At 71.4% G+C, this 24,154-nt stretch carries 22 protein-coding genes and 1 pseudogene; 12 read left to right on the top strand and 11 right to left on the bottom strand.

What is annotated here, in order from left to right; genetic code table 11:
- The first annotated feature begins 40 nt into the window (after positions 1 to 40).
- The 3 genes from K1J57_RS33605 (at position 41) to K1J57_RS22195 (ending at position 2,372) form a co-directional block, all read left to right on the top strand.
- On the top strand, positions 41 to 274 hold the full coding sequence (locus tag K1J57_RS33605; RefSeq protein WP_255646499.1) for a hypothetical protein: 234 nt from the start codon (positions 41 to 43) through the stop codon (positions 272 to 274).
- On the top strand, positions 271 to 1,764 hold the full coding sequence (locus K1J57_RS22200) for a serine/threonine-protein kinase (protein WP_255646498.1): 1,494 nt from the start codon (positions 271 to 273) through the stop codon (positions 1,762 to 1,764). Before K1J57_RS33605 ends, K1J57_RS22200 begins: the two co-directional genes overlap by 4 nt.
- 143 nt (positions 1,765 to 1,907) lie before the next feature.
- Entirely contained in the window at positions 1,908 to 2,372 is a 465-nt protein-coding gene (locus tag K1J57_RS22195) for a hypothetical protein (RefSeq protein WP_255646497.1), read from the top strand.
- 262 nt (positions 2,373 to 2,634) lie between these two features.
- Here K1J57_RS22195 and K1J57_RS33600 read toward each other — a convergent pair whose 3' ends face one another.
- Entirely contained in the window at positions 2,635 to 2,757 is a 123-nt protein-coding gene (locus tag K1J57_RS33600) for a hypothetical protein (RefSeq protein WP_255646496.1), read from the bottom strand.
- Between the two features lie 162 nt (positions 2,758 to 2,919).
- Between K1J57_RS33600 and K1J57_RS22190 the strand changes: the two genes are divergently transcribed.
- Positions 2,920 to 3,519, top strand: coding sequence for a hypothetical protein (locus tag K1J57_RS22190; RefSeq protein WP_220560533.1), 600 nt, complete (start codon positions 2,920 to 2,922; stop codon positions 3,517 to 3,519).
- Between the two features lie 37 nt (positions 3,520 to 3,556).
- Here the strand turns inward: K1J57_RS22190 and K1J57_RS22185 are convergent, their stop codons facing one another.
- The gene (locus tag K1J57_RS22185) at positions 3,557 to 4,132 is read right to left on the bottom strand and encodes a TetR/AcrR family transcriptional regulator (RefSeq protein WP_220560532.1); all 576 of its coding nucleotides are present in this window, start codon (positions 4,130 to 4,132) and stop codon (positions 3,557 to 3,559) included.
- Between the two features lie 771 nt (positions 4,133 to 4,903).
- Between K1J57_RS22185 and K1J57_RS22180 the strand changes: the two genes are divergently transcribed.
- Together K1J57_RS22180 and K1J57_RS22175 are read left to right on the top strand one after the other, a co-directional pair.
- Complete coding sequence (locus K1J57_RS22180; RefSeq protein ID WP_220560531.1) at positions 4,904 to 5,284, top strand: hypothetical protein; 381 nt, start codon at positions 4,904 to 4,906, stop codon at positions 5,282 to 5,284.
- 319 nt (positions 5,285 to 5,603) lie between these two features.
- Complete coding sequence (locus K1J57_RS22175; RefSeq protein ID WP_220560529.1) at positions 5,604 to 6,161, top strand: AAA family ATPase; 558 nt, start codon at positions 5,604 to 5,606, stop codon at positions 6,159 to 6,161.
- Positions 6,162 to 6,552: 391 nt separating this feature from the next.
- Here the strand turns inward: K1J57_RS22175 and K1J57_RS22170 are convergent, their stop codons facing one another.
- From K1J57_RS22170 to K1J57_RS22155, 4 genes are all read right to left on the bottom strand, one after another.
- Positions 6,553 to 7,293, bottom strand: coding sequence for a VanZ family protein (locus K1J57_RS22170; RefSeq protein ID WP_255647223.1), 741 nt, complete (start codon positions 7,291 to 7,293; stop codon positions 6,553 to 6,555).
- Positions 7,294 to 7,420: 127 nt separating this feature from the next.
- Positions 7,421 to 7,930 (bottom strand): hypothetical protein, encoded by a 510-nt coding sequence (locus K1J57_RS22165; protein ID WP_220560525.1) that lies wholly within the window; start codon positions 7,928 to 7,930, stop codon positions 7,421 to 7,423.
- A gap of 58 nt (positions 7,931 to 7,988) precedes the next feature.
- Complete coding sequence (locus tag K1J57_RS22160; RefSeq protein ID WP_220560524.1) at positions 7,989 to 8,462, bottom strand: NUDIX domain-containing protein; 474 nt, start codon at positions 8,460 to 8,462, stop codon at positions 7,989 to 7,991.
- A 16-nt stretch (positions 8,463 to 8,478) separates the two neighbouring features.
- Entirely contained in the window at positions 8,479 to 10,275 is a 1,797-nt protein-coding gene (locus K1J57_RS22155) for an immunity 49 family protein (RefSeq protein WP_220560523.1), read from the bottom strand.
- Between the two features lie 321 nt (positions 10,276 to 10,596).
- On the opposite strand from K1J57_RS22155, the gene K1J57_RS22150 reads away from it, so the two are divergent.
- Positions 10,597 to 10,791 (top strand): hypothetical protein, encoded by a 195-nt coding sequence (locus K1J57_RS22150; protein WP_220560522.1) that lies wholly within the window; start codon positions 10,597 to 10,599, stop codon positions 10,789 to 10,791.
- 428 nt (positions 10,792 to 11,219) lie between these two features.
- Here the strand turns inward: K1J57_RS22150 and K1J57_RS22145 are convergent, their stop codons facing one another.
- The 3 genes from K1J57_RS22145 to K1J57_RS22135 all read right to left on the bottom strand — a co-directional run bounded on the left by K1J57_RS22145 (position 11,220) and on the right by K1J57_RS22135 (position 13,955).
- Positions 11,220 to 11,831, bottom strand: coding sequence for a hypothetical protein (locus K1J57_RS22145; RefSeq protein ID WP_220560521.1), 612 nt, complete (start codon positions 11,829 to 11,831; stop codon positions 11,220 to 11,222).
- Positions 11,832 to 12,034: 203 nt separating this feature from the next.
- Positions 12,035 to 12,718: a GntR family transcriptional regulator gene (locus K1J57_RS22140; RefSeq protein ID WP_220560520.1), complete on the bottom strand. Its 684-nt coding sequence runs from the start codon at positions 12,716 to 12,718 to the stop codon at positions 12,035 to 12,037.
- Positions 12,719 to 12,791: 73 nt separating this feature from the next.
- Positions 12,792 to 13,955 (bottom strand): molybdopterin-binding protein, encoded by a 1,164-nt coding sequence (locus K1J57_RS22135; protein ID WP_370634687.1) that lies wholly within the window; start codon positions 13,953 to 13,955, stop codon positions 12,792 to 12,794.
- Between the two features lie 211 nt (positions 13,956 to 14,166).
- Here K1J57_RS22135 and K1J57_RS22130 point away from each other — a divergent pair, with 211 nt between their 5' ends.
- From K1J57_RS22130 to fdhD, 5 genes and pseudogenes are all read left to right on the top strand, one after another.
- Positions 14,167 to 15,150 carry a 2-dehydropantoate 2-reductase gene (locus K1J57_RS22130; RefSeq protein WP_220560518.1) on the top strand — a complete coding sequence of 328 codons (984 nt, stop codon included), beginning with the start codon at positions 14,167 to 14,169 and terminating at the stop codon, positions 15,148 to 15,150.
- Between the two features lie 128 nt (positions 15,151 to 15,278).
- Positions 15,279 to 17,243: pseudogene (locus K1J57_RS22125) on the top strand (molybdopterin oxidoreductase family protein).
- A 203-nt stretch (positions 17,244 to 17,446) separates the two neighbouring features.
- Complete coding sequence (locus tag K1J57_RS22120; RefSeq protein WP_220560517.1) at positions 17,447 to 19,477, top strand: NAD(P)H-dependent oxidoreductase subunit E; 2,031 nt, start codon at positions 17,447 to 17,449, stop codon at positions 19,475 to 19,477.
- On the top strand, positions 19,474 to 20,415 hold the full coding sequence (locus tag K1J57_RS22115; protein WP_220560515.1) for a 2Fe-2S iron-sulfur cluster-binding protein: 942 nt from the start codon (positions 19,474 to 19,476) through the stop codon (positions 20,413 to 20,415). Before K1J57_RS22120 ends, K1J57_RS22115 begins: the two co-directional genes overlap by 4 nt.
- A gap of 133 nt (positions 20,416 to 20,548) precedes the next feature.
- Positions 20,549 to 21,430, top strand: coding sequence for a formate dehydrogenase accessory sulfurtransferase FdhD (gene fdhD, locus K1J57_RS22110; protein WP_220560514.1), 882 nt, complete (start codon positions 20,549 to 20,551; stop codon positions 21,428 to 21,430).
- A 207-nt stretch (positions 21,431 to 21,637) separates the two neighbouring features.
- On the opposite strand, the gene K1J57_RS22105 is transcribed toward fdhD, so the two are convergent.
- Complete coding sequence (locus K1J57_RS22105) at positions 21,638 to 23,200, bottom strand: aldehyde dehydrogenase family protein (protein ID WP_220560513.1); 1,563 nt, start codon at positions 23,198 to 23,200, stop codon at positions 21,638 to 21,640.
- Positions 23,197 to 24,138, bottom strand: a complete 942-nt coding sequence (sucD, locus tag K1J57_RS22100) for a succinate--CoA ligase subunit alpha (protein ID WP_255646495.1) — start codon at positions 24,136 to 24,138, stop codon at positions 23,197 to 23,199. The genes K1J57_RS22105 and sucD overlap by 4 nt, the downstream gene beginning before the upstream one ends.
- Positions 24,139 to 24,154 lie beyond the last annotated feature (16 nt).

The following is a 24,154-nucleotide window of genomic DNA, read 5'->3' as shown; positions in this document are numbered from 1 at the left end:
TCATCGGTCCCCTGACGGGACCCCCTTTGGAAGCGGTGCCATGGCCGATCCCCTCCTGCCCGGCGGCTCCCCCCGTATCGGCCCCTATACGCTGCACGCCCGCCTGGGCGGCGGCATGGGCCAGGTGTTCCTGGGCCGCTCCCCTGGCGGTCACACCGTCGCGGTCAAGGTCGTGCGCCCCGATCTGGCCCAGGACCCCGGCTTCCGCCGTCGGTTCGCCGCCGAGGTGGCCGCCGCCCGCAAGGTCGGCGGGTTCTACACCGCCCCCTCGTGAACGCCGACACCGACGCCGACCCACCCTGGCCGGCCACCGCCTACATCCCCGGCCCCACCCTGCACCGCGCCGTCACCGACCACGGCCCCCTGCCCCAACGGACGGTGGCCGTGCTCGGCGCCGGCCTGGCCGAAGGACTCGCGGCCGTGCACGCCCAGAAGCCGGTGCACCGCGACCTCAAACCCGGCAACGTCCTGCTGGCCCACGACGGTCCGCGCCTGATCGACTTCGGCATCGCCCGCGCCCTGGACTCCACCTCCCACACCCACTCCTCCGCCGTGCTGGGCACCGCGGCGTTCATGTCCCCCGAGCAGGCCCGCGCCGAGAAGGTCGGCCCGGCCTCGGACGTGTTCTCCCTGGGGAGCGTGCTCGCCTTCGCCGCCACCGGCCGCAGCCCGTTCGGAGAGGGAGCGCCGCTAGCGGTCATGTTCCGTCTCGTGCAGGAAGAGCCCGACCTGGCCGGCGTTCCCGGACCCCTGGTCGACCTGGTGCGGGCGTGCCTGGCCAAGGACCCCGCATCCCGGCCCGGGGTAGGGGAAGTGCTGACGGCCTTGGCCGCCGCGGCCCCCTCCCCCTCCGACACGGGCGGTCGGTGGTTGCCTGAGGACATCACCAAAGTCCTGGCGCGGTACACGCTCGCCTACACCCGGGTCCAGGAGCCACGGACACCGGCGGCCCCGGGCCGCGCCCCGTCCGGGCCGAAGGACGCCGAGCTGGTGATCGGCAACTTCAGCGCGCACCCCATGGAGGTGTTGGTGGGCGACACCGTGCTGGGCACGGTCCCCCGGTTCGCATCCGGTGCCTTCCACGTCGCACCCGAGCAGCGCTCGCTCCTAGTGCGCACGGAGGACCACGGGGCCTCGCAACGTATCGCGTTGGCCGGGGGCGCGGCCGTGAAACTGGCCTTCGACCTCCCCTCCAAGCCGAGGTCCGCCCCGGAAGTGGTCGAAAAAGTCGTCTTCACCGGCAAGCCATCCCTGGAGCGGGCCTTGGATGTCTGCGTGATCGTCCTGTTCATCTGCGCTATCTCTAGCGTGGCCTTGGGCTTGTTGGCCGCGAGGGGGGTGATCATCTTTCCGGAGGAAGCACTACCCTTCGCTTTGTTCGTGGCCATCGTCCTTGGTGCCCTGGGTCTTCTGTTGGCTCTGCTCGCTATTTTTGTGATTCCGGGTGCCTGGCCCGCCCTGGTCCTGTCCACTGAAGGGCTAACGCCTGTGGCACTCTCCGTAGCCGACACGCCGCGCCGGTGGGCTGACATGGCACGGGTCAGCTTGGTCGGCGAAGGGAAAAGCGCACGAGTCGTGGTCTGGCCGCGCAGGGGCCGACCGCCGCTGCGCGACGACAAGTGGATGAAGGACTATCAAGGCGGCAAGGTCGTGTGCCGGGCAGGACAGGTCCGCGCGGTCACACCCCTTCAGGTCGAACGCTTGCGTGCGGCGCTGCGGTGGTTCGCTGGGGACCTCTGGGTCGAACGGCCGTCGACTCCGTGAACCCCGACCGTCCTCGCTGGATGAGACACTCGGCCCCCATCCCCTGGCTGAGAGGACGGCCCGTGCCCGCCGTTGACGCACTCATCGACCTGCTATTCCCCAACGGCTCTCCGGAGCCGGCCGGTCCACCACCCGACCTACCGATGCCCTCCGATCTGCGCGAGTTCTTCACCCGGATCGGCCACAACACCGTGGAGGTGGACAACCGGTTCGGCTTCGGTGTCAACCAGGGGCTCCTGGAGTACTCCGCGAAACGCCACGAGAATCTCAGGCACGTGTACAGGGCTGACACCATCGCGATCCGGGGCGGCCACGAACAGCGCCGGCCCGATGTCCGCAAGGCCGAGGGGGACTGGGACGTCGTCATCGACGACCTGCTGATCCTGGGGTCGGACGACAACGGCAACGACCTCTACCTGGAGGCCGTCGGCGACCCCGACGGTTGGGCGGTGGTCGCCGACGGCTGCCGGAGCCCCGTCTGGGCCCGCCATACCGTGACCGCCACCGACTACCTGTACGGCCTGCTGTCAGGCTCTCTCCGGTGCCCGGTCTTCACCCTGGACAGCTGGCCCCGGTCCCGCTTCGACGTCGCCGTCCGCCATCACTGAGCCGGAGGCGTCAATGCGGGCGGCGTTGCCGCGCGCGGAGCCTTACGATGCCCTGGCGGTCCTGCAGGCCGCTGTCGAGGCGACAATGCGGGGTCCGGTATACAAGCAACCCAGCCCACCGGTACAGCGGCCGGGCCGGGGTTTCTGACCCGCGACAAGTGGCCCATCATGTTCTAGACCTTGCCTAGCCACAAAGCAGAGCACAAAAACGGCCCTCGCGCGACATCGCGTCGCACGGGGTCGGCGGGACCGGGGCGCGGCCTCAGGCGGGCTTGCGCTCGGTGCCCGGCTTCTCCTCCACCGGCTCCGGCTCGGGGACCGGGACCGGGTCGAGCGGGTCGAACCCGCGGCTGCCGATGCCGGGGCCGTTCTTGGATCGGTGCACAGGGATCTCCTTCCCTGGCGGGCACCGAGTGCGCCGCCCACCGGACGGGCCTACCCCGCGCCGGCGGCGGGCAGGCCCCCGTGGCCGGGGCGGGCCACGGCTGGAAACGGCCCCGCAGAATCATGGAAGGATGCCTTTTCCAGACAGGGAGAGCAGGGCGGCATGGGACTGAACTACAGCTACGAGATCTTCATGCCGCCTCGAAACGTCGGGAAGGCACTGAACCGGCTGGCCGAGCTCGCCCCCCGGGACCGCGACACACCGCCGCTTCGGGTGACGCTGCCGGGCGGAGAACAGGTGACCGTGCCGTTCACCTCGAACTTCAAGAGCGAACCGGTCGACTGTTCAGCGAACGGCACACTCGAACTGGACACCTCGATCGCCATCGGCGTCGACGACACGGTGCGCGAGTTCTTCCTCCACGATTCCCACAGGGTCGACGAGCAGGGACGGGTGCCGGTCGGATACATCTACCTGACCGTCAGGTTCTCCCCCGCATGGCACCCGGACTTCGCGTCACTGCAGTTCACAGCCGCCAGCTCGAGCATGAGCCGGATGTTCGCGCGGTCCGCGAGCGTTAGGACGGCGTTCACCGACCTCACCGCCGCCACCGGTGGTGTGTGCTGCGTACTCGACACCGAGGACGACACCTTCGACATCTGCTGGCTCAACGGCGAGACGTTCAGTGGCGAGACCGTTCCCGGCGCCCGGTTCCCACGCTTCCATGATCTCGTCGCCGCTTGGCACGGGCCGGTGGAGTAGAACGGGACAACGCCCGACCCGGGCCGCGAGGGCCGCGTCAGTCGAGAGCGGTCAGCGCGACGTCGACGAGGGGTTCGAGGGAGCGGTCCGGGGTGATCTTCGAGGAGACCAGCAGGCCGTTGAGGAAGGTGACCAGGAAGGCGGCGACCGTGTGCGGGTCGTGGCGCTCGGCGATCTCGCCCCGGCCCCTCGCGGCCCGCAGCACCTCGGCCAGCGCCTCCCGGCTCGCGTCCTGCATGTCGCGCACGGTGCGCCGGGTCGCCGCGTCCTGCGGCAGCCGCTCGCAGGCGGCGTTGACGGCCAGGCAGCCCTGGCCGCCGCGGTCGACGGCGATGCGGATCCGCTCCGTCAGCAGCGCACGGATCGCCGTGCGGGCGTCCGCCCCCTCCTCCAGAGCGCGCAGGGCATCCGCCGCGAGGGTGGCGCGGTAGTGCTCCAGCGCGGCCCGATACAGGCCGTCCTTGCCGCCGAACGCCGCGTACAGAGACCCCTGCCCGATCCCCAGGTGCCGGGTCAGGTCGCGCACCGAGGTCGCCTCGTAGCCACGCGTCCAGAACAGCTCCATGGCGCGGCCCACGGCCGCTTCGGTGTCGAACTCCCGGGTCCTTGCCATGGCCTCACCGTAACCTATCTGGATCGATCGATCAAGAAAGCGTATGCGGCCGGACCAAGCGCTGACTCGAAGGCCGACCGCACGGCTACTCGCCGTCGGCGTCCCGGCGGTGTCCGGGTCCGCGCGGCGGGCGCGGGCGATGTCGGCGACGTGGACCCGAGCGAAGGCCTGGGCGGGCAGGTGGCGGCCGCCCGCCAGGTAGGCGGTGGGGATGCGCAGCCCTCGGCACCACCGACCCGGGTGGGTGTGCCCACCACCGCCCCGCTTCGCCGTCCGGTGCCCGGAACGGCGCTTCCGGACACCATCAGCGCAGGGCGCCCACCAGCGGCCCGCCATGGGCTCGTCCATCTTGACAGGCTACGGCTGACGGACATCCCAGCGGCCAGGGAGCGTTCCGAGTGATCGGCCCGCACCCTCCGGGAGGAACCCATGTCCGTCGTCCAGGTGCTCGCCCTGCTGCCGGCGGTGTCAGTGACCGTGCACATCGGCGGCATCGGCGCCGTCATCGCTCGCCGCGCGGGCCACACCCCGGTCAGTGCGCTGCTGTCGGCGCGAGCGCGACGGGGACCGCATGCGTCCTGTACTGGCAGCGGTCGGCGTCCACCACCGACCCCACCACCGGCATCGGGACGCCCCGGATCGAATGCCACCTCGGTCCGGGACGTCCCGCACACACAACACCAGCTCTTCCACCGAAGGCGAGAGGAAACGGTATGGCCGCAATCGGCCATCACCTGCTCCAGCCGACCCGATGTCCGCTAGCCAGGGGGCATGAACGAACTGCGCCCCGAAGCGCGCACCATGCTCTCGCTCCTGCTCATGCTGAACCGCACCGACCACTCCGCCGCCTGGGTGGCGATCAGCCTCCACCACCCCCACTACGATCTGGCGCAGTTCCTACGCCCCTTGGTCGAACACACCCTGGAGGGTCGGCCCGGGCCGACCCGCGCGCTGGCGCAGGAGATCTCGGAGGCCTTCTCAGATCTGGACGAGGTCGCCCTGGCCACTATCGGCGACGCGCTCACCGGCAACAAGGGCGGCACTCACCCGCAGGTCGGCCGGATATGGGTGCATGAACTCCTGACCGCGGCCCTGCACGTCGAACACGCGCTCCTGTCGGAGACGTTGGAACAGCGGTTCGCGCAGTGGTGAACCTGCGGTTCCGGCACCGGCCTGGTGATCGCTCCCGGGACGGTGCCCTCAAGGGCATGTGAAGCGAAGCCCTGCCACTGGCGCGAACGACGTCGGCCACAGGCTGCGCGCGTAGGGCGCTGACGGCCCACCGGCGTTCGATCCTCCGCTCGCGCAGAGCTTCGTCCCGGACGGTGTCGTGGGAGGTCGGAGGTCGTCACACCGGCAGGTCGGCCCGGCCGGGAGAGGCGGGTGGGGATTTCCACGACAGCACTGTCGAAGGACCGGGGCTGCCCGATTCCGGCCCTGAGACGGCGGCGTCTGAGCTAGGGTCGCGTCCATGACCTCGTGGGGGAACGCCGCTCCTGACCGGCGCGTTCGTGCTGTGCCGTCGCTGGTGGTGCTGCGGGGCAACTCCGCTTCGGGCAAGTCCACCGTTGCCCGGTCGCTGCGGGCGGCGTACGGGCGGGGGCTCGCGATCATCGAACAGGACAACGTACGCCGCACCGTGCTGCGCGAGCGCGATGTGCCCGGCGGTGCGAACATCGGGCTCATCGACCTGATGGCCCGCTACGCCCTGGACCACGGGTTCCACGTGGTGGTGGAGGGGATCCTGTACGCCGACCGCTACGGGGACATGCTCACGGCGCTCATGCGCGACCACCAGGGCATCACGCGCGCCTACTACTTCGACATCCCCTTCGACGTCACGCTGGAGCGCCACGCGACCAAATCCATCGCAGGCAAGGTCGGTGAGGCCGAGTTGCGGGACTGGTGGCGACCGCGTGACCTGCTTCCCGGCGGGGTGGAGGAGATCATCGACGAGCACGGCACCGTGGAGCAGAACACGATGCGGATCCTCACCGACTGCGGCCTGGAATCCCGGCGCCGGGTCTGACCACCCTCGCACGGAGCAGCAACGCCTGACACGGTAGAGAAGCAGGGCCCGGTGCACGATGGCGTCAGTGGCGCCTGAGCACCGCTGATCTTCAGGCGGAACACGGTGCGCTGGACCGCTCGGCTCAGCCCTGGGGTGTAGCAGACCGAGTCCATGATTGCCGAACACTCGTGGTCGAACCACACCTGTCCGGTGCGCTCATCCTCCAGCGCCAGGGCGCCGTTCCCGTCATCGACCCACCGCCTGCACCCTGGAACCCCCGGCACATCGTGGCCATCTGCGGCGGTACCGCCACCTTCGGCGGCGTCGGTTCCGGGACCCTCCGCCGAGGCCTGATCCTGCACATGACGGCGTACAGCGACTGCGGCCACACAGCCAGCGGCCCGAGGGCCTACCCCTGCTCCCCGCGGCGTGTTGATGATGAGCCCGTGGTGCTCCCGCGGGAGAAGGATGAACCTTCGGCCCTGGGAGGGCGCCACCAGTACCACGTCAGCGCACAGCCGGCCAAAGCTCCGAGTACGTTCACAATGACATCGTCGGTCGAGCTGACCCGCCCGACGTTCAAGAGGAACTGCAGGGCCTCAATCCCGATCGACACCACTGCGGCAACTCCGACGATGCGGCCCGGCCCGGCGAAGTATCCGCCGAACGCCAATGGAAGCAGGGCCCCGAACGGCACGAACACGAGCACATTGCCGAGGTTCTGGTACAGCGAGGTCGGGGTCACTCCCATGGCCCACATGTCGGTGAAGGGCACCGGTTGCACGGTCGATTCGACGCCGCCGGGGTTGATGAGGGTGACGATCACGACCGGCACCAGGCTCGCTATGGCCGATACGTCGAACACGCTCTGCGCCAATGCGGGCTTCCAGGGGGATCCACGCATTCGGCGCACCAGTCCGAGCAGACCGATGATGGCCGCGAATATCGGCGAGGTGTAGGCCGCGAAAATAAACAGCCCGATGGCCGTGGAAAAGCCCATGCACCCAACGTAGCCCACACCGGAAGAAGGGGAGAAGGCCTCGCTCTTCCAGGGGCATTTGGTAGTTGGAAAGCAGATCCGGGTGGGACCGAACATGGAAGGCGTCAAGCCTTCCTCGTGGACGACGGGATCCAAGGTGGCCGCCGACATGCCGGACACGTCTTCAGGTACGGACGAACACAATCACGGCGCGCGCGACCTGGAATTGAGCACCTCCGTGTCAGTGATCAGATATCGATTTCCTCGGCAGTCGTTGTCACCGGCCGACTGCATCAGATCACGACTCCTGGGATGCGGGCCATAGATCGACGAGATACTGCTCGGTTCCGTCCAGGTCGCGCATGAGCGCTGTTGTCTCTTCGACGGTGAACCCTCGTTCGTCGGCTGCTTCCCGAAGCTCTGCGATCTTCCTGATCGCGTCCTGTCTCCCCCTCTGCCTGACCTGTGTGTGAAGGAGGCCTGCCCTGGGCAGGTCCCACTCGGCTGCGGGTCCGACGGTCCACTGGTCCACCAAGAGAGTTCCAGACGGGCAGGCGAGCACACCGGGCTCCGGCTCGGACCAGCCCGGATGCACGGCCTCGGCCTCACTGTCCCACATGCGAAGGTGGACACGGACCCTGGCGCTGTCCTGAGCGCATTGGATGTACAGGTGTTCCCGGGCCCCACCGATGATCTGCGAACCGGGAACCCTCAGGGGCTCCTCGTTGCTTTCCGCGGCAGAGTCGTGAAGGTCGATGACGCGATACCAGGGTTTGGCCAAGGTCTCGAATCGGGCGAGAGGGTTCATCGGTCTCGATCCCACGAAACGACCTCACCTTCGTTGGTCGGGAGCGGCGCTGGCAGTGTCACCAGCCGTGCGCCGCATACCCCTCTCCTGCCGTCCAGGCCCGGATGCCGGCGGCGGGGTAGTCGATGGTCGCCTGTGGCAGTGCCACCGGATCGGCCCAGACCAGGCCGGTGCACTTGTCCGGTTCCCGGTTGTAGGGCTCTCCCCGCCACCGTCGGCAGGCGAAGAAGGCTCCGACGCGGGTGTGGGAAGGGTCTTGGCGGTGGTGGACCAGTGCGGCGATCTCCAGGTCAGCGGGGTCGATGACCACTCCGGTCTCTTCCACTGTTTCCCGGGCGGCACCTAGGTGGAGGGGCTCCCCCGGTTCCAGATGGCCGCTGGGCAGATGCAGGAGGCCGGCTCCGTACCGGCCGGGCCCGCGCTCAAGCAGCAGGATCCGCCCGTCGTCGCGGATCAGGATGGTGTGGACGTCGACGATACTGCGGAACCGCTCACCGGGGTTCGCTGCATGTGCAGGGATGGCCGGGGCCATGTGCGTGTCTCCGTGGTCAGGGAACGGAAAGGGCTCCGGCCCGGTCGAGCAGCCCCTGGGGCAGGTAGCCGCTGTCGATGCGCACCTCCCAGCCCCGCATCCGGGCCAGACAGGCCAGGGTCAGTGACCGCCGGTCCACCAGCCCGTCCGAGCGTCGGGCCTGTTCCCCGAAGGAGTACGCGTCCCGGTACGCCTCCAGGGCATCGGCCAGGGCCAGGTTGAAACCCTCCTGGTCTTCGGCCACCAGCTGGGAGAGCGCGATCACCGGGGGCGGCGGGGAACCGGGGCGGGTGTGGCCGGCCAGCGCTTCCAGTGCCGCGTCGAGAGCCTCGCGCACACGCGGGCCCGGTACCGCGCCGGGACCGGTCGGGGCGGACCGCAGGTAGGTCAGCAGCGCGACCCCGTAGCGGAGAAAGACGGAGGTGCCCGGGCCGCCCGGGCGCGGGAAGAGTTCCTCCGGCATGCCCAACAGCGCCTCCAGACGTTCGGGTGCCCCTGAGATCAGGGCGTACTCCACTGCGGTGACGAGCCGGTTCCCGGACACACCGTTGCGGGATCCGAACGTGCGCAGCACGGCCGTGGACTCCCCCAGGGCCACCTCGACGCTCTCCCCACCCGCTGCGGTGCAGGCGAAGGCGGCCGCGGTGAACTGGGAGGCATGCGTGAACGCGGCGAGCTGTCGGGGGTGACGGGCTTGGGGATCGACGGACAGGGACCGGCCGAAGGTGAGCTGCTCGAAGTCGGCGTAGCGCATCAGGTCGTCGGCAGTCCTGTAACGGGAGGTATCGGCCTGCGCGGCCTCTCCCATCCAGGTGTCGTTGCGTTTGAAGAGCTTCTCGATCGTCCAGTTACGGGTGGAGGCTTCGGCGGGGTGGGCGACCTCGATCGGCCCTTGGGCCAGTAGGCGCAGCGCGTCGGGGTCCTTGTCCGCACCGTAGGGACCGACTCGAAGGCCGCGGCCGCCCTGGACGAGGTGCCGGGGCAGGTAGTCGGTGTCGAAGGGCATCGTCCAGCCCTCCACCCGCACCGCCAGGGCGGCGAAGGCGAGCTCGGCCACCGGGAGCAGTGCGTCCAGGTCCTCGCTGTCGCGGTTGTCGCGGAGCCACGCCAGCCGCATGGCCATGAGGGACCAGAACAGCTGCTCGTTGCGGCTGATCAGGGCGTGCAGGAAGAGCAGTTCGAAGTCGACCGCGGCCAGGTCGGGGAGGCCTTTCTGGGACCCCTCTTCCAGGGAGGCGAAGAAGGGCGCCATCGCGGACTCCACGTACCCCGTCAGCTGGTCGCGCTCGGCGCCCAGTCCCGGGTAGACGTAGAACGCGAGCGCTCGGTGCAGCACCTGATCCTCGGTGAAGCCCGCGGCGAACTGGACGAGGGGGCCTTCGTAGGCGTCGCACAGGCCGGAGATGACGCACAGGTACAGTGCGTGAGCCCACCTGCCGGGAGCGATCGGCCGCTGGCCCTGGGGTTTTTCTCCGTACTCTTCGAGGTGCCGGTAGGAGACACCGGTCCCGGTGTAGGTGAGGTGGACCGAGACCTCGGCGGAGGTGGGCGCTCCGTCCAGCAGCAGCGCTCCGGTGAAGGCCTCCGCGGCCGAGTACAGGGCGGCCCGGATGTCGGCTTTTGCTTCCGGGTCGGTGGCGGACCGGGCGGCGGCGTAGGTGACCAGGTCACGGCCGATCATTTTCCAGCCGAACCCGTCCCGGCCGCTGTGCTGCTGGTCGTTGACGTCCTGGCCGATCCGGTCGGCGAAGTCGTCCAGGGCCTCCCCGATCGCTTTCTCGTCGACTCGGTGGCGTTCGATCCGCAAGGTCACAGGGCCCTCGTTTCCAGTCGGCTGTTCCGGGCGCGGAGCAGAGTCTGGCACAGCGCCACGACACGAACCCTCCGGGAACGTCGGTCTCCTGTTCGGTACCACCGGGTTGATCGAGGCCCGACCGGGGCGGGCTCGTGGCCTCTTCAGGCCGTTTACCTGACAGTCCGTCGCCGTAGCGCTACGGCACTGGTGAGGGTTTTTCCCTTCGTGGGAGCAGGTCGAAGCCTTCCCCTCGGTGGGGTGATCACGCTGTGGAGAAAAGCTTCGACGTCTAGGGTGAGGGGCAGTCGAATGTGGTGGCAGCGAATCGGAGTACTCGCCATGGCCAAGTCCGGCAGCCGACAGGACGACGAGGGCCACGAGCGCGCGCTGATCGAGCAGTCACTGGCGCTCCATCACGCCGGGCTTCCTCCGGAGGGGATCACGATCGAAGCCGGCCCCCGTGACCAGATGCGCCGCGACCTCTTCCGCGCTTTGGACCTGCCCCTCGACGACGAGGGACCTGCCGCTTCCTGAAACACCACAGCTCAGGTCAAGGTCCAGCCGTTCCCACACCAGCACGGCCAGATCCCTTCGAGACATCTCTCCGTTCGAGGGCATGTGCGGCCAGGACCTGCCTGGGCGCAGGCGGAACAGGGGGCTGATGCGCAGGTGGCGTACACGTCGGTTGGTCTCACCTTGCAAGGGGCGGCCGCGTGTGTGGCCGTCCCTTGCAGGGCATCTTGGGTCAGGATTCGGTGGTACCGGTCGGGGCGTAGAGCGTAGTCGCATCCCAGTCCAGGAGTGCCTCTCCTGGCGTTCGAGGGCTTGGAGCACGGCCGGTGTGGAGCCGAGCATGTGGCGGTTGTGCTCGACCAGACGCAGCCGGACGCTGCCATAGGACACCACGAAGTCGTTGCCGACCTCCTCCACCGTGGCTCCGGCGAGCCCGATCACCGGGTCGGTCAGGGCCGCAGCGACGAACTCGGGGTTGGGGAACCCGTACCAGCGCAGGCTCCAGTGGTCGTTGGCCCCCACAAGGCCTTGCCCAGCTCGTTCTGGTTGGGGAAAGCGTTCGGGATGTGACGGGGTGGGTGGTGCCAGCCCGCCGTCGCCCACGTCCTGTCAGGGGCCTGCAGCGTCATCCGGACGAGCAGGGCGGCCAACAGGGTCTGGGCCGCGGAGCTCATGGGCGGGACGGCGGCCGGCTCGCTGGCCTCCTGGGGTCCCATCGGATGGTCGACCGGGAGCATGTCCTTGTCGAGGTCACTGTCGGGGCAGGGGCGGCCGCACACGAGCCGTGAGCCTTCTTCGTGGTTGAAGCGGACCAGTAGGAAGGCGCGGGTGGGCAGGTGCCGAAGGGTGGTGTGATCGAATCGGTGGCACAGGGTGCGCAGCCCGGGGATCCTGTACGTGCTGTCAGCACGAGGGGTGTTGATCCGCCGGGCGACATTGTCGGGGCAGTCGGTAGCGATGTGCAGGTCGTTGAACCGCGCGGACATGCGGAGCGTGTAGACGTGGATGGTGTGGACGCCCCAGTCGCGGGGCGGCGTTCCAAGGCCGTCGGCGTTGAACACGGCGGTGGCCACCGTCCGCGGCCACCGGGAGGGCTCCGGCACGATCGCTTCTTCCGGCTGCGATCGGGGAACCCGCACAGGGTCGGGAGTGGCCGGGCGGGTGGTGGGAGACGGTCGCCCCCACTGCCTGACGGGAGGTTCCGGGGAGACGCGAACGACCCCCGCCGAGCCCTCCGGGCCGCCCGGACGCCCAACCCATGGGGTCAGGGCCGGACGCCGTCGACCTCTTCGTGGTAGGTGCGGCGGGTGCGCTCGGTGTGCTCGCTCATGAGCAGGCGGGCGCGGGCCGCGTCGCCCTGCTCGATGACCTCGACCAGCTGCTCGTGCTCGTCCCAGGAGGCCGAGCCCCGGATGCCGGCGACGGGCGCGTAGTACCAGCGGACCCGGCGGTCCACCTGGGCGGCCAGTTCGGCCAGCACCCGGTTGCCGGAGGCCTCGGTGACGGCCCGGTGGAAGTCGGCGTTGGCCTGGACCACGGCTTCGGTGTCCGCGTGCTCGGTGGCCGCCCGGCCGGCGGAGACGAGCTCGCGCAGGTGCCGGATCTGCTCGGGCGAGGCGTGCTCGGCGGCGAGCCTGGCGGACTCGGCCTCCAGCATCGCGCGGACGGCCAGGAGCTGGTCGGCCTCGCTCTCGGTGGGCGTGTGCACGAACGCCCCGTAGCCGGGCCGCAGGTCCACCCAGCCCTCGTTGCTGAGCCGCTGCATGGCCTCGCGGACCGGCTGGCGCGACACGCCGAGGGACCCGGCCAGCTCGGTCTCGACCAGGTGCTGGCCGGGTGAGAGCGCACGGGTGGTGATGAGGTCGAGGATGGCCTCGTAGACGGACTCCCGCAACGGGACCGGGCGCTGGATCCGTCCTGCGACGGCGTTCAATCCCTGCGAGGACATGAGGTGTCTCCAGATTCCGGCTGCGTGGTCGGGTTCACTGTAGACAGTCTACGAAGTGCAGAGGGTCCACAGATCATCGGGGCGTCCCGACGAGTTCGACGAGTCCCGGCGTGCGGGCGGGCGGGACGACCGCGAACGCGTCGGCCACGGCGGCCGCGCGCAGGTCGGCGGAGCCGCTGGAGGGCAGCTCCACGGCGAGGTCGCGGCTCACGCGCACCGGCACCAGCCGCACGTCGGAGGCGTGGGGCCGGGTCTCGCCGATGAGCCGGGCCCGCTGCCCGGTGTGGGCCGGGTCGCGCCGGCCCGCCCGGCCGCTCAGCGCGGGGACGAGCAGGGTGAGGGCGGCGACGAGGGCCGCGCCGGGGTTGCCCGGCAGCCCCACGACCACGGCCCCCGAGGGCAGGACCGCCAGGGCCTGCGGGTGGCCGGGGCGGCAGGCCACCCCGTCGACCACGAACCGCGCGCCGAGGCCGGTGAGCGCCGCGCGCAGGTGGTCGGCCGGGCCCTTCGACGAGGAGCCGCAGACCGCGACGAGGTCGGTCCCCGACGCCCCGTCCAGTGCCCACTCCAGGTCCTCCCGCCGGTCCGCCAGCAGCTCCGGGGACGCGCACACGCCCCCGGCCCAGGCCACCAGCCCGGGCAGCACCGGGCCGATCGCGTCGCGCACCGCCCCGGGGCGCGGGACTCCCTCGCGCACCACCTCGTCACCGGTGACCAGGACGCGGACCCGGGGGCGGAGCACCGGCAGGGCGTCCCGCCCCAGGCCCGCGGCCAGGCCCAGGAGCGCGGGGGTGACGGGGCTCCCGGCGCGTGCGACCACCGTCCCGGCCGGGGTGGTCTCGCCCCGCAGGCGCAGGTGCTCCCCCGGCTCGGTCGCACCGCTCAGGAGCCCCGCGCCCCCCGGTCCCGGCGCGCCGTCCCGGTCTCCGGCGGCCGCCGCCGGGGCGGTCCCTCCCGGCCCGGCCGGAGCCAGGGTGGCGCGCTCGTAGGGGAGGACGGAGGTGGTGCCGTCCGGAGCGATGGCACCCGTGGCTATCTCCACCGCCTCCCCCGCGTTGAGGCGGGCGACGGGCCCGCGGTGTCCGGCCAGTGCCCGGCCCAGGACGGTCCAGGGCCCCTCGCCGCAGACGGCGTAGCCGTCCATGGCGGCGCTGTCCAGGACGGGGACGTCGACCGCGGAGACGAGGTCGGCCCCGAGCGTGGAGCCGAGGGCCGCGGAGAGCGGCACCTCCTCCATGGGCGTGGCGCCCCCGGCGCCGGCCTCGCGCGCCAGCTCGCGGGCGCGGTGCCAGGGTGTCGGCGCGTGGCCCCGCCGACGGCCGTGGAGACGAAGAACCAGAGAAGTTTCCGGGGCGACCGAGTCGGGCATTCCTTCTCTCCCTGCCGAGGTGAGGAGACGATCGCCACAAAGCATACTGTATACAGTATGGCAAATGGAAGGAGTTCCCATGCGCATCGCCGTCCTCGGCGCCGGAGCGATCGGCGCCTACGCGGGCGCCGCACTGCACCGCGGCGGAGCCGATGTCCACCTCATAGCCCGCAACGAGCACCTGCGGGCCCTGCGCGAGCGGGGCGTCCGGGTGCTCAGCCCCCGCGGCGACTTCACCGCGCACCCCCACGCCACGGACGACCCCGCCGAGGTCGGCCCCGTGGACATCGTCCTGCTCGGCCTCAAGGCCCAGCACTACGCCGCGTCCGGCCCGCTGCTGCGCCCGCTCCTGGGGCCGTCCACCGCCGTGGTCGCCGCCCAGAACGGCATCCCCTGGTGGTACTTCCACGGGATCGGCGGGCCGTTCGCCGGCCGGAGGATCGAGAGCGTGGACCCGGGCGGCGCGGTCAGCCGGGCGATCCCGGTCGAGCGCGCCATCGGCTGCGTGGTCTACGCGGCCACCGAGATCGTCGAGCCGGGGGTGGTCCGGCACATCGAGGGCACCCGGTTCTCCATCGGCGAGCCCGACCGCTCCGACTCCCAGCGCTGCCGCGACCTGTCCGCGGCGATGGTGGCCGGCGGGCTGAAGTGCCCGGTCGAGCCCGACCTGCGCGTGGACATCTGGGTGAAGCTGATGGGCAACATCGTCTTCAACCCGCTCAGCGCGCTCACCCGCTCGACCATGGCGCAGATCTGCCGCCACCGCTCGACCCGGGACATGGCCCGCACCATGATGAACGAGACCCTGGACGTGGCCGCCCGGCTGGGCGTGCACCCCGACATCTCGGTCGAACGCAGGCTCGCGGGCGCGGAGCGGACCGGCGACCACCGGACCTCCACCCTGCACGACCTGGAACGGGGCCGGCCCATGGAACTGGACGTCATCCTGTCCGCCGTGGTCGAGCTGGCCGACCTCACCGGCGCCCCCGTGCCCACCCTCCGCGCGGTCGACGCCGTGGCCGGCCTCCTGAACCAGAGGGTCTCCGAGCCCGCCCCCGCCTAGCCCTCCGACCCCGGAGCCGGCATCCGCGGCCCCTCCCGGACCACCCTTTCCCCGGACCGCCCATTGCCGCGGCCTTCAACATTGCATACAGTATTCTCTCCAAGGCCACGAACTCCAAGCGAGGCCACATGCGTCGTTCCGAAGACTTCTCAGCCCCCTATGACCGCCTCACCACCCCCCTGGTCCGCGAACACGGCGAGCTGCGCCCGGCCTCCTGGGAGGAGGCCCTGGACCGCGCCGCGGCCGGGTTCCGCCAGGGCATCGAACGCCACGGGCCCGACTCCTTCGGCATGCTCTCCTGCGCCAGGGCCACCAACGAGATGAACTTCATCGCGCAGAAGTTCACGCGCGTCGTCGTCGGCACCAACAACGTCGACTCCTGCAACCGCACCTGCCACGCGCCCAGCGTCGCGGGCCTGGCCGCCGCCTTCGGGTCCGGCGGCGGCACCTCCTCCTACGCGGAGATCGAGGACACCGACCTCATCGTCATCTGGGGCGGCAACCCGCGGTTCGCGCACCCGATCTTCTTCCAGCACGTGCTCAAGGGCGTGCGCAACGGGGCCCGGCTCTTCGTCGTGGACCCCCGGCGGACGCCCACCGCCGAATGGGCCGACCGCTGACTCGGCCTCAACGTGGGCACCGACATCCCGCTGGCGCACGCGATCGGCCGGGAGATCCTGCACGCGGGGCTCGCCAACGAGTCCTTCATCGAGCGCGCCACCAGCGGCATCGACGAGTACCGCGCCCTGGTGGAGCCATGGACGCTCGCCGCGGCCTCCGCCGAGACCGGCGTGCCCGCCGAGGCCATCCGCGAGCTCGCCCACACCTACGCCCGCGCCGAGCGCGCCCAGCTGTGCTGGACCCTCGGCATCACCGAACACCACAACGCGACCGACAACGTGCGCGCGCTCATCAACCTGTCCCTGCTGACCGGGCACGTCGGCAGGTACGGCTCCGGGCTCAACCCGCTGCGCGGCCAGAACAACGTGCAGGGCGGCGGCGACATGGGCGCCATCCCCGACCGGCTGGTCGGCTTCCAGGACATCCTGGACCCCGAGGTCCGGGCACCGTTCGAGCGCGCCTGGGGCCGCCCCATCCAGGGGCGCAAGGGCCTGAACCTGACCCAGATGTTCGAGGCGATGGAGGAAGGCGAGCTCAAGACCCTCTACGTCATCGGCGAGAACCCCGTGCAGTCCGAGCCCGAGACGCACAAGACCACCGCCCGGCTCCAGGCCCTGGACCACCTGGTGGTGCAGGACATCTTCCTCACCCGCACCGCCGAGCTGGCGGACGTCGTGCTCCCCGCGAGCGCCGCCTGGTGCGAGTCGGACGGCACCTTCACCAACAGCGAGCGGCGCGTCCAGCTGGTGCGCAAGGCCCTGGACCCGCCGGAGGGCGCCAGGGACGACATCGAGATCATGTGCGAGCTGGCCAACCGGCTCGGCCACGGGTGGGAGCGCCCGGCGGCGGAGGAGATCTGGGACGAGGTGCGCTCGCTGTCCCCCATGCACCGGGGCATGACCTACGCGCGCCTGGCCGAGCTGGACGGCATCCAGTGGCCCTGCTACTCCGAGGACAGCGTGGAGCCGAGCTACCTGCACTCCCGGCTGTGGTCCAAGGACCCGGCGCTGCGGGGCGACCCCGCGCCGTTCGGGATCGTGGGCCACTCGCCGCCGGTGGACCTGCTGGACGAGGACTTCCCGTTCCGGCTCACCACCGGCCGCCGCCTGGACGACTACAACACCGGGGTGCAGACCGGGGGGTTCTCCTCGCCCCTGCGCCGCGGTGAGCTGCTGGACCTGTCCCCGGAGGACGCGGCCAAGCTCGGGATCGAGGACGGCGAGACGGTCCGTGTGACCTCCCGCCGCGGCTCGGTCCTGGTGCCGGCCTCGATCACCGAGTCCATGCGGCCGGGCCTGGTGTTCATGACCTTCCACTTCCCGCACCAGGTCGACACCCAGCTGCTGACCATCGACGCCACCGACCCCATCGCGGGGACCGCCGAGTACAAGGCGGCCGCCGTGCGGATCGAGCGCCTCGGCCCCCGGGCCCCGGCCGAGCGCAGGGACGCCCCCGACGGGGCGCTCCGCTAGCCCGGGAGGGCGAAGGGTGGACCGTCTCCCAGCCCCCTGGCGGGACGGTCCACCCCGTGTCCGTTCGACCGGACGCCCGGAGCGACCGCCTCCGCCGACGGATTCGCATCGGTGACGAGGGTTGTCAATCCGGAACTCCCATCCTACTGTCTTCTGTATACAGAATCCTGTGATCTGTCTTACACGATTGAGGTGATCCGGGCGTGGACCTGCGACTTCTGGACGAGGCGGCCACCGAAGCCGAACGCGACGCCGTCGACTCACTCCTGGGCACGCCCGAATCCGGCTGGGAGGGCGGGACGCGCCGGGACTCCGACCTGCGCTACGCCAGGGGCGGCCACGCCGCCCGCGACCGGCGCGACCTGCTCCTGCCCGCCCTGCACGCGGTCAACGACCGGGTGGGCTGGATCAGCCGGGGCGCGCTCAACCACATCTGCCGCAGACTCACCGTCCCCCCGGCCGAGGCCTACGCCGTCGCCTCCTTCTACGCGATGTTCGCCCTGCACGAGCGCCCCCGGCGGGTCGTGCACCTGTGCACCGACATCGCCTGCGCGGCGGCGGGCTCGGGCGCGCTGCGCGACCGGCTGGCCGAGCGCCTGGGCCCTCCCGGAGCCGGTTCGGAGGCCGCCGGCCCCGACGCTCCCCCCGTCACCTGGCACGAGAGCCCGTGCCTGGGCATGTGCGAGCGCGCCCCCGCGGCGCTCTCCCTCCAGGCCGGGGCGCCGGCCCGGTACGCGGTCGCGGCCCCGGCCACCCCCGACGGGCTCGACGCGCTCACTGAGGGCGCGCCCCGCGGGGAGGAGCCGACCAACGGCCACCGCCCCCACGGCCCCGGGACCGCCCACCCCACCACCTTCCACCCCGAGCCCCTGCCCGGGGCCTCCCCCGAGCCCCGCCCCGAGGACGCCGTCCCCGACGCGGGCTCCCCCGACCACGTCCTCCTGCGCCGGATCGGCCGCGTGGACCCGCTCAGCCTCGACGACTACCGCTCCGCGGGCGGGTACGCCGCACTGCGCGAGGCCCTGCGGCTCGGCCCCGCCGGGGTGATCCGGGAGGTCACCGACTCCGGCCTGGTCGGCCGGGGCGGGGCGGCCTTCCCCACCGGGCGCAAGTGGAACGCCACCGCCCAGCAGCCGGACACCCCGCACTACCTGGTGTGCAACGCCGACGAGAGCGAGCCGGGGACCTTCAAGGACCGCGTCCTCATGGAGGGCGACCCCTTCTCCGTGGTCGAGGCCATGACCATCGCCGGGTACGCGATCGGGGCGCGCACCGGCTACCTCTACATCCGGGGCGAGTACCCCCGGGCCCTCCTGCACCTGGAGAACGCCCTATCGCTGGCCCGGGAGCGCGGGCTGCTCGGCACCGACATCATGGGGTCGGGCTTCTCCTTCGACATCGAGATCCGGCGCGGCGCGGGCGCCTACATCTGCGGCGAGGAGACCGCGATCTTCGGCTCCATCGAGGGCCAGCGCGGCGAGCCCCGCACCAAACCGCCGTTCCCGGTGGAGAAGGGCCTGTTCGGCAAGCCGACCACCGTGAACAACGTGGAGACCCTGGTCAACGTCCTGCCCGTGCTGCTGATGGGCGGACCGGCGTACGCGGCCGTGGGCACCTCCGGGTCCACCGGCCCCAAGCTGTTCTGCCTGTCGGGCGGGGTGCGCCGCCCCGGCCTGTACGAGCTGCCCTTCGGGGCGACCCTGGGCGACCTGATCGAGGCCGCGGGCGGGCCGCCCGAGGGGCGCTCGATCAGGGCCGTGCTCCTGGGCGGGGCCGCCGGCACCTTCGTCCGGGCCGACGAACTGGACATCCCGCTGACCTTCGAGGGGGCGCGCGCCGCCGGGGCGTCCCTGGGCTCGGGCGTGGTGCTGGTCCTGGACGACACCGCCGACCTGCCCGCGATCCTGGCACGCGTGGCCGCCTTCTTCCGCGACGAGTCCTGCGGCCAGTGCGTCCCCTGCCGGGTCGGCACGGTGCGGCAGGAGGAGTCCCTGCTGCGGCTGCGCTCGGGGGCCTCCCCCGCCCAGGAGATCCCGCTGCTGCGCGAGGTCGGGAGGGCGATGCGGGACGCGTCGATCTGCGGCCTGGGCCAGACCGCCTGGAACGCCGTGGAATCCGCGATCGACCGGCTGGGCCTGTACTCCGAGGACGGCCCCGCGACCGAGAACCCCGCCCCCGGCGGCACAGCAACCCCAGCCCCGGGCGACCGGGCTGCGACCGAGGAGGCCCGATGACCGTCCCCGTACTCCTGCCCGCCCCCAAGAGGCTGATCGACGCGACCATCGACGGCGAGGCCGTCCGCGTGCCGGAGGGCACCACCGTGCTCGAGGCCTGCGCCGCGGCCGGGACCGAGGTGCCCACGCTCTGCTACGGCGACACGCTCACACCGCGCAACGCCTGCCGGGTGTGCGTGGTGGAGGTGGAGGACGCCCGCACCCTCGCCCCGGCCTGCTCCCGCAGGCTGGAGGCCGGGATGAGCGTGTCCACCGACTCCGAGCGGGTGCGGCACAGCCGCAAGCTGGTCCTGGAGCTGCTGGGCTCGTCGGTGGACCTGTCTACCACGCCCGAGGTCGCCGAATGGATGGAGCGCTACGAGGCGGACCCGGGCCGGTTCGGCCCCCGGGCCGAACCGGCCGCGCTCGGGGTCCGCGACGCCCGGCACGCGGGCGAGCACCGGCCCGGCGACGGCTCGGTGGCCGAGACCGTGGAGCAGCCCGCCAAGGTGGACAACGACCTCTACGTGCGCGACTACTCGAAGTGCATCATGTGCTACAAGTGCGTGGACGCCTGCGGCGACCAGTGGCAGAACACGTTCGCGATCGGGGTGGCCGGGCGCGGGTTCGACGCCCGCATCTCCACCGAGCACGACGTGGAGCTGCCCGATTCGGCCTGCGTGTACTGCGGGAACTGCATCGAGGTCTGTCCGACCGGGGCGCTGTCGTTCACCACGGAGTTCGAGATGCGCAAGGCCGGCACCTGGGACGAGGAGCGCCAGACCGAGACGACCACGGTGTGCACCTACTGCGGGGTCGGGTGCAACGTGACCCTGCACGTGCAGGACAACCGGATCGTCAAGGTGTCGTCCCCGCACGACAACCCGGTGACGCACGGCAACCTGTGCATCAAGGGCAGGTTCGGCTTCCAGCACGTGCAGCGGCGCGGCGACGGCTGACCCGCGGGCGGAGGCCGACCCTCGGAGCAGTGGTCCGGCCTCCGCACCGATTTGACGCTTCGTCCCCTCGACATCGAATGTCGGGAGGAGTAGACCAGTAGACGGCTCGGACGCCGGAAGGCGGTGGTGGGGCATGGGACGGGTGACCGCCCGTGAGAAGGTCCTCCGGATCAGGGAGGGTGTCGGAAGCGAACGCGTGGACACCCTGGTCGTGGAGGAGCCGCTGGAGATCAGGCTGGACGGCTCCCCGCTGAGCGTCACCATGCGCACCCCCGGGAACGACTTCGACCTCGCCGCCGGGTTCCTGGTGGGCGAGGGGGTGGTGTCCGAGGGCCCGCAGGTCACCGCCATCCGCTACTGCGCCGGGGCCACCGAGGACGGGTCCAACACCTACAACGTGCTGGACGTGTCCCTGGCCCCCGGGGTGCCGCTCCCCGACACCTCGCTGGAGCGCAACTTCTACACCACGTCCTCGTGCGGGCTGTGCGGCAAGGCCGGCCTGGACGCCGTGCGCACCAAGGCGCGGTGGTCGGTGGCCGACGACGGCCTGCGGGTCGGCGTCTCCACCCTCACCGGGCTCCCGGACCGCCTGCGCGAGGCCCAGCGGGTGTTCGACCGCACCGGCGGGCTGCACGCGGCCGGGCTGTTCACCGCCGAGGGCGAGCTGCTGGCCCTGCGCGAGGACGTGGGGCGGCACAATGCGGTGGACAAGCTGGTCGGCTGGGCGCTGCGCTCCGGGCGGCTCCCGCTGCGCGGAACCGTGCTCATGGTGTCCGGGCGCGCCTCCTTCGAGCTGGTCCAGAAGGCGTGGATGGCGGGCATCCCCATGATGGCCGCCGTCTCGGCCCCCTCGTCCCTCGCCGTCGAACTGGCCGCGGAGGCGGGCATGACGCTCGTCGGCTTCCTGCGCGGCAGTTCCATGAACGTCTACAGCGGAAGGGACCGCGTTCTCCTGGAGAGGGCGCTCACCGCGCCCTCGGCGGCCCCAGGGGCTGCGCACCCTCCGCACCGGTAGGCGCGGCCCTGGCCGGTGCGTTCCAGCCCCCCGTACCGCCCAGGGCCGATACCGGACCTCCGCGAGGCCGCTCGAACGCTCGAGCGGCCTCGCGGCACGTCAGGGCCCGGGGCGCGTCCCCGGGCCCCCGCCCCTCCGCCCGTTCCGGTCCGGTGCCCGCCCCGGCCGGCGCGGGCGCCGGACCGGGACGGGCGGAGGCCGGAGTCCCTAGTGGACGGCGCCCTCCCATCCCCGGGGACGGAGCGTGTAGTGCGGGAAGTTGCCGGGCGGCCGCTCGTCTGCGGGCCCCCGGGTGACCGCGTGCACGAGGAGCCCGCCCCCGACGAAGGCCCCCCGCCAGGAGTCGCCCAGGCCGCCGAACAGCTCGTCGCGGTCGCCGCGCGAGCGGGGGCGGTTGACGCCGACCTTGAAGGCCCGCACACCGGCCGCCAGGCGTGCGGCCGTGTCGGTGTCGTCGCAGGAGAGCGTGGCGACCAGGGCGCCGTTGCTGGCGTTCATCGCCGCCATGAGCTCGGCCTCGGTGTCGACCAGCACGACCGAGTCGACCGGCCCGAAGGGCTCGGCGTGGAAGAGCGGGGAGGACCTCGGCGGCTCCAGCAGGGCCACGGGCGCCATGTAGGCGTCGGTGTTCTGGCCGGGGAGCAGCAGGGCGTCGGACAGGGACCCGCGGTACAGGGGCACCGCCCCGCCCGCGACGGCCTCCGCCACCCGGTCGTTGAGCTCCTTGGCCTTGGCCGCGTTGATCAGCGGCCCGAAGTCGAGTTCGGGCAGGTCGTCCCCGGGGTCGGCGACCGCGAGCGGGTGGCCGAACCGCACCCCCGCCGCCGCGGCCAGGTACGCCTGGAGAAAGTCGGCGAAGCGGGTCCTCTGCACCACGAACCGGGGGTAGGCCGTGCAGCGCTGCTTGGCGTAGTCGAAGGTCTTGCGGATCTGGCCGGAGAGGGTGTCCCAGTCGTCGTACTCCCAGACCCCCCAGCAGTTCAGCCCCTCCTGTTCCAGGATGTGGGGCCGGTCCAGGTCCGCCAGGTCGGCGGCGACCCGGCCGCCGGTGTCGCGGCCGCCGACGAAGGACACGCAGCCGATCTCCGGGCTGCGGACCAGTGCCGGGGAGAGGTCTCTGCCGCCCCCGCCGACCAGGGTGAACGGGAGGCCCTCCGCCACCGCCAGGGCGACGGCGAGGGTGAGGCACACGAGCCCGCCGTCGGTCGGCGTCTTGGCGATCACCCCGTTGCCCGCGAGGGCCTGCACGCACATGGCGTGCGCCAGGACGCTCATGGGGTAGTTCCAGCTGGCGATGTTGCTGACGGGCCCCTCCAGCGGCCGCCTCCCGTCCAGCATCCCGTCGATCTCGTCCAGGTACCACTCCACACCGGAGATGGCGCGGTCGACGTCCTGGCGGGCCAGCCGCCAGGGCTTGCCGATCTCCCAGACCAGCGCCAGGGCCAGGGTGTCCCGGTGCTCGCTCCAGGACCGGACCGCGGCGCGGACGCGGGAGCGCCGTTCCTCGAGAGGGACGCGGGTCCAGGCGCGGTGCTCGATCGCGGCCGCCGCCACGGCCCGGGCGGCGGTGGAGGTGTCGAGCATGGGCGGCCCGGCGATCTCGGTGCCGTCCACCGGGGAGTAGGAGGTGCGCGGCCGCCCGTCGGCGCGCCAGCGGCCGCCCCAGCGGTTGTGCACCCGGTCGGGCCCGAAGGCCTCCGGGGCGATCTCGCGGCAGCGGGCGTACAGGGCCGCCCACTCCGTACCGGGTTTCAGGGTCGTCGCCGTCATGCGGTCGCGGGCGCCTCCGCCGCAGCGGAGCCGTCCCCCTCCTCTCGGTCTTCGGCGGCCGCCAGAGTGGCCCGGACGAGCCCTGCGGTTTCGCTGGGGGTTTTGCCGACCTTGACGCCGGCGGCCTCCAACGCCTCCTTCTTCGCGGCCGCGGTCCCCGAGGAACCGGACACGATCGCGCCCGCGTGCCCCATGGTCTTGCCCTCGGGCGCGGTGAACCCCGCCACGTACCCGACCACCGGCTTGGACACGTTCTCCCGGATGAACGCCGCCGCCCGCTCCTCGGCGTCCCCGCCGATCTCACCGATCATCACGATCACGTCGGTGTCCGGGTCGGCCTCGAACGCCGCCAGCGCGTCGATGTGCGTGGTCCCGATGATCGGGTCCCCGCCGATACCCACCGCTGAGGAGAAACCGATGTCGGCCAGCTCGTACATCATCTGGTAGGTCAGCGTCCCGGACTTGGACACCAGCCCGATCCGGCCCGGCTTGGTGATGGTCGCCGGGATGATGCCCGCGTTCGACTGGCCCGGGGTGATCAGACCCGGGCAGTTGGGGCCGATGATGCGGGTCTTGTTGCCCTTGGACTGGGCGTAGGACCAGAACTCGGCGGTGTCGTGCACCGGCACGCCCTCGGTGATCACCACCGCCAGGCCGATCCCGGCGTCGATCGCCTCGATCACGGCGTCCTTGGTGAACTTGGGCGGCACGAAGATCACGGTGACGTCCGCACCCGTCTTCTCCATCGCGTCGGCGACGGTGCCGAACACCGGCACCTCGGTGCCGTCGAAGTCCACCGACTGCCCGGCCTTGCGCGGGTTGACCCCGCCCACGATGTTGGTGCCCGAGGCGAGCATCCGGCGGGTGTGCTTGGTGCCCTCCGACCCGGTCATGCCCTGGACGAGGACCTTGCTGTCCTTGGTGAGGAAGATGGCCATGGTGTGTTGCTCCCTG

This window comes from Nocardiopsis sp. MT53, assembly GCF_019598965.1.
GTDB lineage: Bacteria > Actinomycetota > Actinomycetes > Streptosporangiales > Streptosporangiaceae > Nocardiopsis > Nocardiopsis changdeensis.
Note: the sequence above shows the minus strand (reverse complement) of the source record. Positions and strands in the feature narration are given on the sequence as shown.

Bases quoted from the DNA above. Each gene is read 5' to 3' on its own strand.
- K1J57_RS33605 (WP_255646499.1), top strand. From the start codon at position 41: ATGGCCGATCCCCTCCTGCCCGGCGGCTCCCCCCGTATCGGCCCCTAT.
- K1J57_RS22195 (WP_255646497.1), top strand. From the start codon at position 1,908: ATGCCCTCCGATCTGCGCGAGTTCTTCACCCGGATCGGCCACAACACC.
- K1J57_RS22190 (WP_220560533.1), top strand. From the start codon at position 2,920: ATGGGACTGAACTACAGCTACGAGATCTTCATGCCGCCTCGAAACGTC.
- K1J57_RS22185 (WP_220560532.1), bottom strand. From the start codon at position 4,132: ATGGCAAGGACCCGGGAGTTCGACACCGAAGCGGCCGTGGGCCGCGCC.
- K1J57_RS22180 (WP_220560531.1), top strand. From the start codon at position 4,904: ATGAACGAACTGCGCCCCGAAGCGCGCACCATGCTCTCGCTCCTGCTC.
- K1J57_RS22175 (WP_220560529.1), top strand. From the start codon at position 5,604: ATGACCTCGTGGGGGAACGCCGCTCCTGACCGGCGCGTTCGTGCTGTG.
- K1J57_RS22170 (WP_255647223.1), bottom strand. From the start codon at position 7,293: ATGTCGGCGGCCACCTTGGATCCCGTCGTCCACGAGGAAGGCTTGACG.
- K1J57_RS22165 (WP_220560525.1), bottom strand. From the start codon at position 7,930: ATGAACCCTCTCGCCCGATTCGAGACCTTGGCCAAACCCTGGTATCGC.
- K1J57_RS22160 (WP_220560524.1), bottom strand. From the start codon at position 8,462: ATGGCCCCGGCCATCCCTGCACATGCAGCGAACCCCGGTGAGCGGTTC.
- K1J57_RS22150 (WP_220560522.1), top strand. From the start codon at position 10,597: ATGGCCAAGTCCGGCAGCCGACAGGACGACGAGGGCCACGAGCGCGCG.
- K1J57_RS22140 (WP_220560520.1), bottom strand. From the start codon at position 12,718: ATGTCCTCGCAGGGATTGAACGCCGTCGCAGGACGGATCCAGCGCCCG.
- K1J57_RS22135 (WP_370634687.1), bottom strand. From the start codon at position 13,955: ATGGAGGAGGTGCCGCTCTCCGCGGCCCTCGGCTCCACGCTCGGGGCC.
- K1J57_RS22130 (WP_220560518.1), top strand. From the start codon at position 14,167: ATGCGCATCGCCGTCCTCGGCGCCGGAGCGATCGGCGCCTACGCGGGC.
- K1J57_RS22115 (WP_220560515.1), top strand. From the start codon at position 19,474: ATGACCGTCCCCGTACTCCTGCCCGCCCCCAAGAGGCTGATCGACGCG.
- fdhD (WP_220560514.1), top strand. From the start codon at position 20,549: ATGGGACGGGTGACCGCCCGTGAGAAGGTCCTCCGGATCAGGGAGGGT.
- K1J57_RS22105 (WP_220560513.1), bottom strand. From the start codon at position 23,200: ATGACGGCGACGACCCTGAAACCCGGTACGGAGTGGGCGGCCCTGTAC.
- sucD (WP_255646495.1), bottom strand. From the start codon at position 24,138: ATGGCCATCTTCCTCACCAAGGACAGCAAGGTCCTCGTCCAGGGCATG.